Annotated in this window: 13 protein-coding genes and 1 pseudogene; 11 read left to right on the top strand and 3 right to left on the bottom strand. The window is 60.7% G+C overall.

All coding sequences use genetic code 11. The annotated features are described in order from the left end of the window. Position 1 precedes the first annotated feature (1 nt). The 4 genes from PFAS1_RS25845 to PFAS1_RS25860 all read left to right on the top strand — a co-directional run bounded on the left by PFAS1_RS25845 (position 2) and on the right by PFAS1_RS25860 (position 4055). On the top strand, positions 2–763 hold the full coding sequence (locus PFAS1_RS25845) for an SDR family NAD(P)-dependent oxidoreductase (protein WP_076031058.1): 762 nt from the start codon (positions 2–4) through the stop codon (positions 761–763). Positions 764–775: 12 nt separating this feature from the next. Further along, the gene (locus PFAS1_RS25850) at positions 776–1969 is read left to right on the top strand and encodes an acetyl-CoA C-acyltransferase (protein ID WP_076031059.1); all 1194 of its coding nucleotides are present in this window, start codon (positions 776–778) and stop codon (positions 1967–1969) included. A 170-nt stretch (positions 1970–2139) separates the two neighbouring features. Next, positions 2140–3267: an acyl-CoA dehydrogenase gene (locus tag PFAS1_RS25855; RefSeq protein WP_074876733.1), complete on the top strand. Its 1128-nt coding sequence runs from the start codon at positions 2140–2142 to the stop codon at positions 3265–3267. A 14-nt stretch (positions 3268–3281) separates the two neighbouring features. Beyond that, positions 3282–4055, top strand: a complete 774-nt coding sequence (locus PFAS1_RS25860; protein ID WP_076031060.1) for an enoyl-CoA hydratase — start codon at positions 3282–3284, stop codon at positions 4053–4055. A 136-nt stretch (positions 4056–4191) separates the two neighbouring features. On the opposite strand, the gene PFAS1_RS25865 is transcribed toward PFAS1_RS25860, so the two are convergent. Both PFAS1_RS25865 and PFAS1_RS25870 read right to left on the bottom strand, forming a co-directional pair. Continuing rightward, the gene (locus PFAS1_RS25865; protein ID WP_076031061.1) at positions 4192–5343 is read right to left on the bottom strand and encodes an acyl-CoA dehydrogenase family protein; all 1152 of its coding nucleotides are present in this window, start codon (positions 5341–5343) and stop codon (positions 4192–4194) included. Between the two features lie 3 nt (positions 5344–5346). After that, positions 5347–6453 (bottom strand): enoyl-CoA hydratase/isomerase family protein, encoded by a 1107-nt coding sequence (locus PFAS1_RS25870; RefSeq protein ID WP_076031062.1) that lies wholly within the window; start codon positions 6451–6453, stop codon positions 5347–5349. Between the two features lie 446 nt (positions 6454–6899). Here PFAS1_RS25870 and PFAS1_RS25875 point away from each other — a divergent pair, with 446 nt between their 5' ends. The 7 genes and pseudogenes from PFAS1_RS25875 to astA all read left to right on the top strand — a co-directional run bounded on the left by PFAS1_RS25875 (position 6900) and on the right by astA (position 12651). Then, on the top strand, positions 6900–7679 hold the full coding sequence (locus tag PFAS1_RS25875; protein ID WP_074876729.1) for a transporter substrate-binding domain-containing protein: 780 nt from the start codon (positions 6900–6902) through the stop codon (positions 7677–7679). 76 nt (positions 7680–7755) lie between these two features. Beyond that, positions 7756–8481 (top strand): ABC transporter permease, encoded by a 726-nt coding sequence (locus PFAS1_RS25880; protein ID WP_033054762.1) that lies wholly within the window; start codon positions 7756–7758, stop codon positions 8479–8481. After that, a pseudogene (locus PFAS1_RS25885) lies at positions 8478–9188 on the top strand (ABC transporter permease). The gene PFAS1_RS25880 and the pseudogene PFAS1_RS25885 overlap by 4 nt, the downstream one beginning before the upstream one ends. A 56-nt stretch (positions 9189–9244) precedes the next feature. Further along, positions 9245–10006 carry an ABC transporter ATP-binding protein gene (locus PFAS1_RS25890; RefSeq protein ID WP_074876725.1) on the top strand — a complete coding sequence of 254 codons (762 nt, stop codon included), beginning with the start codon at positions 9245–9247 and terminating at the stop codon, positions 10004–10006. A gap of 12 nt (positions 10007–10018) precedes the next feature. Further along, positions 10019–10498 carry an Lrp/AsnC family transcriptional regulator gene (locus tag PFAS1_RS25895; protein ID WP_074876723.1) on the top strand — a complete coding sequence of 160 codons (480 nt, stop codon included), beginning with the start codon at positions 10019–10021 and terminating at the stop codon, positions 10496–10498. Between the two features lie 183 nt (positions 10499–10681). Then, entirely contained in the window at positions 10682–11620 is a 939-nt protein-coding gene (gene ctlX, locus PFAS1_RS25900) for a citrulline utilization hydrolase CtlX (protein ID WP_076031063.1), read from the top strand. Further along, positions 11617–12651, top strand: coding sequence for an arginine N-succinyltransferase (gene astA, locus PFAS1_RS25905; protein ID WP_076031064.1), 1035 nt, complete (start codon positions 11617–11619; stop codon positions 12649–12651). Before ctlX ends, astA begins: the two co-directional genes overlap by 4 nt. A 131-nt stretch (positions 12652–12782) precedes the next feature. On the opposite strand, the gene PFAS1_RS25910 is transcribed toward astA, so the two are convergent. Beyond that, the gene (locus PFAS1_RS25910; RefSeq protein ID WP_074876717.1) at positions 12783–13490 is read right to left on the bottom strand and encodes an HPP family protein; all 708 of its coding nucleotides are present in this window, start codon (positions 13488–13490) and stop codon (positions 12783–12785) included. Between the last annotated feature and the right edge of the window lie 89 nt (positions 13491–13579).

A 13579-nucleotide genomic window follows, 5' to 3' on the forward strand; every position in this document is an offset into this window, starting at 1 on the left:
GATGCAGATCGAAAACAAGGTTTTTCTCGTCACCGGCGGTGCATCCGGCCTCGGTGCGGCCACGGCTGAAATGCTGGTCGCGGCCGGTGCCAAAGTGATGCTGGTGGACATGAACGCCGAAGCCGTTGCGGCCCAGGCTGAACGTCTCGGCGCGCAAAGCGTGGTGGCGGACATCAGCAACGAAGCTGCGGCCGAAGCTGCTGTGCAGGCGACGGTCAAAGCCTTCGGTGGCCTCAATGGCCTGGTCAACTGCGCCGGCATCGTGCGCGGTGAAAAGATTCTCGGCAAGAACGGCCCGCACCTGCTGGCCAATTTCAGCCAGGTGATCAACGTCAACCTGATCGGCAGTTTCAACATGCTGCGCCTGGCCGCTGCGGCGATTGCCGAAACCGAGGCCGATGCTGACGGCGAGCGCGGCGTGATCATCAACACCGCCTCGGCTGCCGCCTATGACGGCCAGATCGGTCAGGCCGCGTATGCCGCCTCCAAGGGCGCGATCGTCAGCCTGACCTTGCCCGCCGCCCGTGAACTGGCGCGCTTCGGCATCCGCGTGATGACCATCGCCCCGGGCATTTTCGAAACCCCGATGATGGCTGGCATGGCCCCGGAAGTCCGCGCATCTTTGGCGGCTGGCGTGCCGTTTCCGCCACGCTTGGGCAAACCGAGCGAGTATGCCGGGCTGGTCAGGCATATCATTGAAAACAGCATGCTCAATGGCGAGGTGATCCGTCTCGACGGCGCCTTGCGCATGGCTGCCAAATAAGGAGGATTTGTCATGACTATTTCCAACGATCCCATTGTTATCGTCAGCGCCGTCCGCACCCCGATGGGCGGTTTCCAGGGCGAACTGAAAAGCCTGACCGCACCGCAACTCGGTGCTGCGGCGATTCGCGCCGCCGTCGAACGTGCCGGTGTGGCGCCAGACTCGGTTGAAGAAGTGCTGTTCGGTTGCGTCCTGTCCGCCGGCCTTGGCCAAGCGCCAGCGCGTCAGGCTGCATTGGGCGCCGGGCTGGATAAATCGACCCGCTGCACCACCCTCAACAAGATGTGCGGCTCGGGCATGGAAGCGGCCATTCTGGCCCACGACATGCTGGTGGCCGGCAGCGCCGACGTGGTTGTCGCTGGCGGCATGGAAAGCATGTCCAACGCGCCGTATCTGCTGGACCGCGCCCGCAGCGGTTACCGCATGGGCCACGGTCGCGTCCTTGACCACATGTTCCTCGACGGTCTGGAAGACGCTTACGACAAGGGTCGCCTGATGGGCACCTACGCCGAGGATTGCGCGGAAACCAACGGTTTCACCCGTGAAGCCCAGGACGCGTTTGCCATTGCCTCTACTACCCGCGCGCAGCAGGCGATCAAGGACGGCAGCTTCAAAGACGAGATCGTGCCGCTTACCGTGACCGTCGGCAAAGAGCAGGTGCTGATCAGCAACGACGAACAACCACCGAAAGCCAAACTGGACAAGATCGCTTCCTTGAAACCGGCGTTCCGCGATGGCGGCACGGTGACGGCGGCGAACTCCAGCTCCATTTCCGATGGTGCTGCGGCACTGGTGTTGATGCGCCGTTCCGAAGCGGAAAAACGCGGCCTGAAACCGCTGGCAGTGATTCACGGCCACGCGGCGTTTGCCGACACCCCGGGCCTGTTCCCGGTGGCACCGGTGGGCGCGATCGAGAAGCTGATGAAGAAAACCGGCTGGTCCCTGGACGAAGTCGATCTGGTCGAAGTCAACGAAGCCTTCGCCGTGGTCAGTCTGGTGACCATGACCAAACTGGAAATCCCCCACGAGAAGATCAACGTTCACGGCGGCGCTTGCGCCCTCGGCCACCCGATCGGCGCATCTGGCGCGCGGATCCTCGTGACCTTGCTCTCGGCCCTGCGCCAGAAAGGCCTGAAACGCGGCGTTGCAGCGATCTGCATCGGCGGCGGCGAAGCCACGGCCATGGCCGTTGAATGCCTTTACTAAGGGCTGACGCAAATCCCTGTGGGAACGGGCTTTGTGGCGAGGGGGCTTGCCCCCGTTCGAGTGCGCAGCGCTCGCAGATTTGTGGGGCCGCTGCGCGGCCCAACGGGGGCAAGCCCCCTCGCTACAAGGCTCCCACAGGACCTGCGTCTTAACCAAATTAAGGATTTGGCATGATTCCCAATGACGAACAACTTCAGATCAGCGACGCGGCCCGGCAGTTTGCCCAGGAACGGCTGAAACCGTTCGCCGCCGAGTGGGACCGCGAGCATCGCTTCCCCAAGGAAGCCATCGGCGAAATGGCCGAACTGGGTTTCTTCGGCATGCTGGTGCCGGAAGAGTGGGGCGGTTGCGACACCGGTTACCTGGCCTACGCCATGGCCCTGGAAGAAATCGCGGCCGGCGACGGCGCCTGCTCGACCATCATGAGCGTGCACAACTCGGTGGGTTGCGTGCCGATTCTCAAGTACGGCAACGACGACCAGAAAGAACGCTTCCTCAAACCGTTGGCCAGCGGCTCGATGCTCGGGGCTTTTGCCCTGACCGAACCGCAGGCCGGCTCCGACGCCAGCGGCCTGAAAACCCGTGCCCGTCTGGAAGGCGATCATTACGTGTTGAACGGCTGCAAGCAGTTCATCACCTCCGGGCAGAACGCCGGGGTGGTGATCGTGTTCGCCGTGACCGATCCGAGTGCTGGCAAGCGTGGCATCACCGCATTGATCGTACCGACCGATTCGCCAGGCTATAAAGTCGCACGGGTCGAAGACAAACTTGGCCAGCACGCCTCCGACACCTGCCAGATCCTGTTTGAGGACGTGAAGGTGCCGGTGGCCAACCGCTTGGGCGAGGAGGGCGAAGGTTATCGAATCGCCCTGGCCAACCTCGAAGGCGGCCGTGTCGGCATCGCTTCGCAATCGGTGGGCATGGCCCGCGCTGCGTTCGAAGCGGCCCGCGACTATGCCCGCGAGCGTGAAAGTTTCGGCAAGCCGATCATCGAACATCAAGCGGTCGCGTTCCGCCTGGCGGACATGGCGACCCAGATCGCCGTCGCCCGACAGATGGTGCATTACGCGGCGGCGCTGCGTGACAGCGGCAAGCCGGCCTTGGTCGAAGCGTCCATGGCCAAGCTGTTCGCCTCGGAAATGGCCGAGAAAGTCTGCTCCTCGGCATTGCAAACCCTCGGCGGTTACGGTTACTTGAACGATTTCCCGCTGGAACGGATCTACCGCGACGTACGCGTTTGCCAGATCTACGAAGGCACCAGCGACATTCAGCGCATGGTTATTTCGCGCAATCTTTGAGAAGGAAGCTACTTGTGAACTACGAAACGATTTTGTTGGAAACCCATGGTCGCGTTGGCCTGATCACCCTGAACCGTCCGCAAGCGCTGAATGCGTTGAACGCGCAGATCGTCAGCGAGCTGAACCACGCCCTCGATGGCCTGGAAGCTGATTCGAACATCGGCTGCATCGTGCTCACGGGCTCGAAAAAAGCCTTCGCGGCCGGCGCCGACATCAAGGAAATGGCCGAGCTGACCTACCCGCAGATCTACCTCGACGACCTGTTCAGCGACAGCGATCGCGTGGCTAACCGCCGCAAGCCGATCATTGCCGCCGTCAACGGTTTCGCTTTGGGCGGTGGGTGTGAACTGGCGCTGATGTGCGACTTCATCCTGGCTGGCGACAATGCCAAGTTCGGTCAGCCGGAAATCAACCTCGGCGTACTGCCGGGCATGGGCGGCACCCAGCGCCTGACCCGCGCGGTAGGCAAGGCCAAGGCCATGGAAATGTGCCTCAGCGGTCGCTTGATCGATGCGGTGGAAGCGGAGCGTTGCGGGATTGTCGCGCGGATTGTTCCGGCTGATGAGTTGCTGGAAGAAGCGTTGAAAGTCGCGGCGCTGATTGCCAAGAAGTCGTTGCCGATTGCAATGATGATCAAGGAAAGCGTCAACCGCGCGTTTGAAGTGAGCCTGTCGGAAGGTGTGCGTTTTGAACGACGGGTGTTCCATGCGGCGTTTGCCACACAGGATCAGAAAGAAGGGATGGCGGCGTTTATTGCCAAGCGTGAGGCGGAGTTTAAGGGTAAGTAACCCGAACCGATCGTTCCCACGCTCTGCGTGGGAATGCATCCTGTGACGCTCTGCGTCACGCTTGAGAAGGGACGCGGAGCGTCCCGGGCGGCGTTCCCACGCAGAGCGTAGGAACGATCAGTTCTGTGGCGTTGATTTAGACCAGGTAGTGCTTCAACTCCCGGGCAATCACCATCCGCTGTATCTCGCTCGACCCTTCATAAATCTGCGTAATCCGCGCATCCCGGTAGTAGCGCTCCACCGGGTAATCCTCCAGATACCCGTACCCGCCGTGAATCTGCATCGCCGACGAGCACACTTTCTCGGCCATCTCCGACGCAAACAATTTGGCCTGTGAAGCCTCCGACAGACACGGCTTGCCGGCACTGCGCAACCGCGCGGCATGCAGGATCAGCAGTCGTGCTGCGTTCAACCGGGTGTGCATATCAGCCAGCATGTTGGCAATGCTCTGGTGCTCGATGATCGGCTTGTCGAACTGTACCCGATCCCGCGAATAGGCCAGCGCCGCTTCAAACGCCGCGCGGGCAATGCCCAGCGCTTGTGCCGCGATGCCGATGCGGCCGCCTTCGAGGTTCGACAGGGCAATCGCCAGTCCTTTACCGCGCTCACCCAACAGGTTGGCTTCAGGAATCGTGCAGTTGCTCAGGGTCACCGCGCAGGTATCGGACGCGCGAATGCCCATTTTGTGTTCGGTGCGATCAACGATGAAACCCGCGGTATCGGTCGGCACCAGGAACGCGGAGATGCCGCGCTTGCCCAGGTCCGGATCGGTCACCGCAAACACGATAGCCAGTTTCGCCCGTTTGCCATTGCTGACGAATTGCTTGGCGCCGTTGATCACCCACTGGCCGTCGCGCAGTTCGGCGCGGGTGCGCAGGTTGTGGGCTTCGGACCCAGCTTGGGGTTCGGTCAGGCAGAAGCAGCCGATGGCCTGACCGCTGGCCAGATCCGGCAGCCAGGTTTGTTTCTGTTCTTCAGTGCCGTAGTTGAGGACCGGACCGCAGCCCACGGAGTTGTGAATGCTCATCAGTGCGCCAGTGGCGCCGTCACCGGCCGAAATCTCTTCCACGGCCAAGGCGTAGGCGACGTAGTCGACATAGGTGCCGCCCCATTCCTCGGGCACCACCATGCCCAACAGGCCCAGTTCACCCATCTTCGCCACCAGACCGTCATCGATCCAGCCGGCCTTTTCCCAGGCCTGGGCGTGGGGGGCGATTTCGCCGCGGGCAAAGTCCCGGGCCATGTCGCGGATCATGACTTGCTCTTCGTTCAATTCGATATCGTGCATGGCTCAGCTCCCGCTTTGGTCAAAACCGCTGAAGAAACTCGCGACATGCTCGGCGTCCAGCGCCTGCAAGGTCGGCGGGTTCCAGCGCGGCTTCTTGTCTTTGTCGATCAGCAAGGCGCGCACGCCTTCGATCAGGTCGCCGCGCTCGAACCACTGACGGTCCAGGTGCAGCTCAAGGGCGAAGCAGTCTTGCAGACTCAAGTGCCGACCACGACGGAGCATTTCCAGGGTCACGCCCATGGCCAGCGGTGAACGGCTTTCCAGCAGGTCGGCGGTGGTCTTGGCCCACTCGTGGCTGTCGGCAACCGTTACTTCACGCAGTTGCTCAACAATACTCGGCACATCGGGAAGGGCGAAGAAGTGATCGATGGCCGGACGCAACGCGCTCAATGGCGCGTCGGGTAGTTGTTGCACCGCAAGTTTCGCCAGCAGACCTTGAAGGTCCTTCAAGGGTGATTCGTGCCATTCGAGCTGGTCGAGTTGCTCGTCGAGGGTTCCCAGCTTGTCGCTTTCCAGGTACCAGTCGGCCAGGCCGCAATAGAGTGCATCGGCCGCGCGGATCTGCACGCCGCTGACGCCGAGGTAAATCCCCAGTTCACCGGGAACGCGCGGCAGGAAATGGCTGCCACCGACATCCGGGAAATAACCGATCGCCACTTCCGGCATGGCCAGACGGCTTTTCTCAGTCACCACCCGCAAGTCGGCGCCTTGCACCAGGCCCATGCCGCCACCCAGGACAAAACCGTCCATCAAGGCGAGCACAGGTTTGCGGTAATGGTGAATCGAGAGGTCGAGGGCGTATTCCTCGACGAAGAAATCTTCGTGCAGCGTGTCGCCGTTTTTAAAGCTGTCGTACAGCGAACGGATGTCGCCGCCAGCACAGAACGCCTTCTCGCCAGCGCCGCGCAACACCACCGCGTGTACGTGCGGATCCAGTGCCCAGGCGTCGAGCTGACGCTGCAGGTTGCGCACCATGTTCAGGGTAATGGCGTTGAGGCCGGCGGGGCGATTGAGGGTCAGGTGACCGATGTGGTTGCGAACCTCGGCCAGCACTTCGTTTTGCGTGGCTTCCATGGACGAAGTCCGCGGAGAAGAAACCTGAGCAGTCATCACTAACTCCCTGCTTTTATTGTTCTTTATAGAGAAGCTCGCGCGCGAGCGATGCTGGATCGTAACAGTGCAAATTTGTGATGTACAACCGGCATATGTGCAGGTCTTGCCTGCATTTTTGTAATGGCAGTGGAGAATTCCTTTCTGAATACGGCCGTGGGCCGGGCTCACGACAGATTCGGCTGTCAAAACAGCCTTATCAGCGCAATCCGGGTGTCTACACCGGCCCGTACGACACCTGTACCCGCTCATCTCTTGGCATTCTGGCCTCGGGTTTGAAGCCTTCTGCCGAGGGTTTCAGGCCGGGTGCCGCTGAGTGCGGCCCACCGTGCAAAACAATAAGAACGCTGTTGCGGTGTTAGCCGCATCGACTCTCTGTTCCTGCCCATAAAGGTGGCCGGGTTAGCCTGGCCGCGATAATTCCAAATAAATCGGGATTCAAGAAGATGAAGACTAGATGGCTGAGCTTGTCGGCAATCGCATTGCTGTGCTGCACCACCGGCGCCAGTGCCAAGGAATGGAAGGAGCTGCGATTCGGCGTCAACCCGAGCTACCCGCCTTTTGAATCCTCCACCGCCGATGGCGGCGTGCAGGGCTTTGGCGTGGATTTGGGCAATGCGATCTGCGCCGAATTGAAGGTTAAATGCGTGTGGGTCAGCAATGACTTCGACGGGCTGATTCCGGCCCTCAAGGCGGGCAAGTTCGATGCCATCGAATCATCGATGACCGTGACCGATGCGCGCAAAAAACAGATCGACTTCACCGACCGCCTGTATGCCGGGCCGACCGCCATCGTCACTCGCAAGGATTCCGGGCTGTTGCCCACCGCCGAGTCGCTGCAGGGCAAGACCATCGGTTACATGCAGGGCACGATCCAGGAAACCTACGCCAAGGCCAAGTTGGGGCCGGGCGGCGTGAAACTGCGGGCCTATCAGAATCAGGATCAGGTCTACGCCGACCTGGTATTTGGCCGTCTCGACGCCTCGATCCAGGACAAGATGCAGGCGCAAATGAGCTTTTTGACTTCCCCTCAAGGTGCTGACTTCAAGAACAGTGAAGGCATCAGCGACCCGTTGGTCCCCTCCGACATCGCCATCGGCGTGCGCAAGGGCAACGAAGAACTCAAAGGCATGCTCAATGCTGCCATCAAGGCCCTGCATGACAAGGGTATCTACGCGCAGATCCAGCAGAAACACTTCGGCGATCTGGACCTCTACAACTACTGATCCCCGCGCCCCAAAGGCTGCGTCCTGGTAACAGGCGCAGCGCTTGCGCGCGGGCGCCTCAAGACAGGTGACTGACGTGAACTCCTTCCTGAATCTGATCGGGGTCGATCTCTCTGCCCTGCAAGGCTATGGCCCATTGTTGCTGCATGGCACCTGGGTCACGCTGAAATTGTCAGCGCTCTCGCTGCTGGTGAGCATGGCACTGGGCCTGCTCGGCGCGGCGGCGAAACTGTCGCCGCTGAAGCTGTTGAACCTGCCGGCAACCTTCTACACGACGCTGATTCGCGGGGTGCCGGACCTGGTGCTGATGCTGCTGATTTTCTACAGCCTGCAAGGCTGGCTGAGCAGCCTGACCGAAGCCATGGACTGGCCCTACATGGAAATCGATCCGTTCGTGGCCGGGGTCATCACCCTCGGATTTATCTACGGCGCGTATTTCACCGAGACCTTTCGCGGGGCGATTCTGAGCGTACCGCGCGGCCAGCAGGAAGCCGCCGCGTGCTTTGGCCTGAACCGCTGGCAGCGATTCCGCTTCGTGGTGTTCCCGCAGATGATGCGTTTCGCTTTGCCGAGCCTGGGCAATAACTGGCTGGTGCTGCTCAAGGCCACGGCGCTGGTGTCGATCATCGGGTTGTCGGACCTGGTCAAGGTCGCGCAAGAAGCCGGAAAAAGTACCTTCAACATGCTCGATTTCCTGCTGCTGGCAGCGGCGCTGTATTTGCTGATCACCAGCGCTTCGAACTACGTTTTGCGCGTGCTGGAACGGCGCTATAACCAGGGTGTGCGGGGGATGGCACGATGATCGAGTTGATTGCCGAATACTGGAAACCCTTTCTGTTCAGCGACGGTTACAGCCTCACCGGGTTGGCCATGACGTTGTGGCTGCTGGTGGCGAGCATTGTGATGGGGTTCTTCCTGTCGTTGCCCTTGGCGATCATGCGCACCTCGCGCTGGGGCCTGCTGCGCTAGCCGGTTCAGCTGTTCACCTACGTGTTTCGCGGTACGCCGCTGTATATCCAGTTGCTGATTTGCTACAGCGGGATCTACGGCATCGCGGTGGTGCGCTCGCAACCGTTGCTCGAAGCATTTTTCCGCGATGCGATGAACTGCACCTTGCTCGCGTTCACGCTCAACACCTGCGCCTACACCGTGGAAATTTTCGCCGGGGCGATTCGCAGCATTCCCTACGGTGAAATCGAGGCCGCCCACGCGTATGGCTTGAGCGGTTGGCGCCTGTACCTGCGGCTGATTCTGCCTTCGGCGTTGCGCCGGGCACTGCCGTATTACAGCAACGAAGTGATCCTGATGTTGCACGCGACCTCAGTGGCGTTCACCGCCACCATTCCAGACATCCTCAAAGTCGCCAGGGACGCCAATGCCGCGACCTTCATGACCTTCCAGGCCTTCGGCATTGCCGGGCTGCTGTACCTCGCGCTGTCGTTCGGCCTGGTCGGCGCCTTCCGGTTCGCAGAGAAGCGTTGGCTGGGTTTTCTCGGCCCGACTCACTAAATCCCATTTTCTGTCCAGAGCGGTGCCGCCAGGCCTGCCGCTCCAGGAGTGCTGACATGTACAAACTCACGGTTGAAAATCTGTATAAACGTTTTGGTGACAACGAAGTGCTCAAGGGCGTCTCGTTGAATGCACGGGCAGGCGATGTGGTGAGCATGATCGGCGCCAGCGGTTCGGGTAAAAGCACGATGCTGCGCTGCATCAACTTTCTGGAGCGCGCGGACGAAGGCGCCATTGAACTGGACGGCGAGCGCGTGATCACGCGCCCGGGTGCCGGTGGCATGCGCGTCGCTCATCCGGCGCAATTGCAGCGTCTGCGCACGCGCCTGGCAATGGTGTTCCAGCATTTCAATCTGTGGAGCCATCTGACGGTCCTGGAGAACATCGTGCTGGCGCCGTGCCGGGTGTTGGGGATCAGCCGCAAGGCCGCCGAAGAAAGTGCGCGGGCTTACCTGGACAAGGTCGGTCTGGCGCAACGAGTGGCCGATCAATACCCGGCGTTTCTGTCCGGTGGCCAGCAACAACGGGTGGCGATCGCACGTGCCCTGGCGGTGGAACCGGAGATTCTGTTGTTCGACGAGCCGACCTCGGCACTCGATCCGGAATTGGTGGGTGAGGTGCTGAAGGTCATTCAGGCCCTGGCCGAGGAAGGCCGTACCATGTTGATGGTGACCCACGAAATGGGGTTTGCCCGGCAGGTTTCCAGCCAGGTGTTGTTTTTGCATCAGGGAAAGGTCGAGGAGCAGGGTGATGCTACGATCCTTGACCAGCCAAAAAGTGAACGTTTGCAGCAATTCCTATCGGGTCGTTTGAAGTGAGGCAAGACGTACATGGCGGATATCCGCGATCTGTCGATCGTGCTTGATCGTATCGATCAGGCAATCATCGAAGTGTTGCGCCACGAAGGGCGCATCACTTATCAAAAGCTTTCCGAGCGCGTCCATCTCACGCCCAGGCCGTGCCTGGAACGGGTGCGCAAACTCGAACAGCTCGGGGTCATTCGTGGGTATGGCGCGATTCTCGATGAAAAGAAACTGACGCCAGGCTTGTCGTTGCTGGTGTTGGTTGCGTTGTCGAACCAGAGCGGGCGCGCGGCGCAGAAGGCGTTCGAAGCCAAGGTCCGCGCCTGCCCTCAGGTGATGGAATGTCAGTTGATCAGCGGTGCGTTCGACTACAGCTTGCGCATGCGTTGCCGGGACATGGAGCACTATCGGGTGCTGACCGAAGTCTGGTTCGATGACCCGGAATTGCACATCGACAAACTGGTCAGCCATCCGGAACTGGCGATGGTCAAGACCACGATGGAATAGGTTTGGCAGAACAAAAAATCGCAGCTTCGGGCTGCGATTTTTTTTGTGTTCAGCTCCGCCGAATCGGCTGGGCCACACACGTTTTTCAGCCGTTTCCATCACGCCGCAGACACTTATCAACCGGGTTTTCCAGCCTGCGAAACAGACAATGAGTACCTCTCAGCCCTCATTGAATCTGTGCCCATGCAAACCACCAATACCGTTTTGATGATTCGCCCGACACGTTTCTCCTTCAATCAGGACACGGCGGCGAACAACCGTTTCCAGCAGCCGGCCGCCGTCAGCGAAGACGTGCAGCAAAAGGCCTTGCAAGAGTTCGATGGCTACGTTGCTGCGCTGCGCAACCACGGTGTCGAGGTCAGGGTGCACAACGACCGCGAAGCGCCGCATACCCCGGATTCGATCTTCCCTAACAATTGGTGGAGCAGCCATCCCGACGGCACCTTGGTGCTGTACCCGATGCAGGGCCACAACCGGCGTCTGGAACGGGACAAAGGCGTGCTTGACTGGCTGCGGGACGAGTACCGGGTCGAGCAGTTGCTCGACCTTTCCAGCCTCGAACAGCAGGAAGTGTTCCTCGAAGGCACCGGCAGCATGGTGCTGGATCGTCAGCAGCGGATTTGCTACGCCGGTTACTCCACCCGCACCCATGCCCGCGCCCTGGACCAGGTGGTCAGTCATTTGGGTTACGAGCTGTGCGCCTTCAACGCGGTGGACCGCCAAGGCGTCGCGATTTACCACACCAACGTGATGATGAGTGTCGGCACGCGCCTGGCCGTGGCCTGCCTGACGTCAGTTACGCACCCGACCGAACGCCTGGCCCTGCGTAAACGCCTGGAAGACAGCGGCAAACAGGTGATTGCCCTGAGCTGGGAGCAACTGGAAGCTTTCGCCGGCAACATGCTGGAAGTCCACAACGCTGCGGGCGAACCCTTGCTGGTGATGTCGCGCACGGCCTGGCAATCGCTGGATGCCGCCCAGCGTCGTTTGATCGAAACCCACGCCACGCCGCTCCCCGTGAACATCGACACCATCGAACGCATCGGCGGCGGCAGCGCGCGCTGCATGTTGGCCGAAGTCTTTCTGTCCAAACATCGGGCTACCCAGGAGCAAATGCAATGATCGTTCGTCCAGCCACACCGGCAGACCTGCCGGCACTGTTAGCCCTGGCCCATAGCGCCGGAACCGGCTTGACCACCTTGCCGGCCGACGCGGGGCGTCTGCGCCAGCGTCTGGAATGGGCAGCGAAGACCTTCGCCGGCGAAGCCGAACGCGCCGATGCCGATTACCTGTTTGTGCTTGAGAATGACCAGCATGAAGCCATCGGCATCTGCGCACTGGCCGGGGCCGTCGGCCTGCGCGAGCCCTGGTACAACTACCGACTGGGCCTGTTTGTCGCGGCCTCGAAAAACCTCGGGATCAATCAGCAACTGCCGACGTTGTTCCTCGGTAACGACATGACCGGTCACTCAGAACTGTGTTCACTGTTTCTGCATGCCGATCACCGCAGCGGTCTGAACGGGCGGTTGCTGTCCAAGGCGCGGTTCCTGTTTCTGGCGGAATTTCGTCAGCACTTCGGTGAGAAAGTCATCGCCGAGATGCGCGGCTACTCGGACGAAGAGGGCGTTTCACCGTTCTGGGAGGGCCTGGGTCGGCACTTCTTCAAGATGGACTTTGCCGATGCCGACTATCTCACAGGGCTGGGCAACAAAACCTTCATCGCCGAGCTGATGCCCAAGTTTCCACTGCCCACCTGCCTGTTGGCTGAAGCGGCGCGAACCGTCATCGGGCGTGTTCACCCCAATACCGAACCGGCGCTGGGCATGCTCAAGGCTGAAGGATTCGAGCACCGCGACTACATCGACATCTTCGACGGCGGCCCGCTGATCGAATGCGCCACCGGGGAAATCCGTGCGGTGCGCGACAGCCAGGTGCTGCAACTGAGCATTGGCACACCGGGGGAGCAGGCGGCGACTTACCTGATTCATAACCGTCAATTTGCCGAGTGCCGGATTATCGCGGCACCGGCGCGGGTGGCCGCCGGGACGTTGATTGTCGATGCAGCAACTGCGAAGAGATTGGGATTGAGTGCCGGGTCATCGGTGCGCGCGGTGAGTCTGGCGGTGCCGGTGCGGCAACAGTCAGCAGCCTGAACAGATTTTTGGGTTGGCGCTGAACCTGTGGGAGCGAGCCTGCTCGCGATGGGGCGCTGTCAGTCAATATTGATTTGTATGACACACCGCCTTCGCGAGCAGGCTCGCTCCCACAGGGGATCTTTGTTTCTTCAGGTTCTACCGCTGAGGACTTCACCAATGCTGCGCCGTTTGGCATGCAACTCACTGGCATGGATCAATTGTTCAAGGTCTTCGGGTGTGACGTCGTAGAAGGCCTCCATGTCGGCAAGGGCCAGTTTCAGATCCGCGGCAGTGATCGCCTGGCTGTCGGTGGGCGGGCGGTCGGCCGGAACGATGGACGCCGGTTCGCTGGCGCGTTTTGGGTAACGAATACGGGTCAGGTTGTTGTAGGCCAGGGCGCTGAGCAGCATGGTCGATCCACTGAGCATCACCGGGCCGAGGGCTTTCCAGTCCAGGGCAATGGTCGCCGGGTCTGCCAATACCAACAGCAACGCCAAGGCCCCGGCCGGTGGGTGCAGGCAACGCAGCCAGCACATCAGAATCAGCGCCATGCCGGCTGCCAGGCAAGCGCTGCCGAGGGTCCGCCCGAGCACGTGAGCGACCAGCAATGAAACCACCCCGGCGCTGAGGTAGCCGCCAAGAATCGACCAGGGCTGGGCAAGTGCGCCGGAGGACACTGCGAACAGCAGCACGGCCGATGCACCCAGCGGACCGATCAGGTGTTGCGCCACTTGCATTCCAAATACCTGGCTGCAGAGCCAGACGCTGAACATCGTGCCCAAGGACATGCCAATCGCGGCGCGGCTCCATTCGGAGGGGCGGGTGTTGATGGCAGCGGGAAACCAGCGAGCAAACATGAGTCAGACGATCCGTTGAAAAAAACCGAGGCAAAAAAAAGGCTTAGCTGGGATACCCAGAAAGCCCTTGAAGTTGTTCCAACTATTGG

It is taken from the genome of Pseudomonas frederiksbergensis (genome assembly GCF_001952935.1).
GTDB classification, from domain to species: domain Bacteria; phylum Pseudomonadota; class Gammaproteobacteria; order Pseudomonadales; family Pseudomonadaceae; genus Aquipseudomonas; species Aquipseudomonas frederiksbergensis.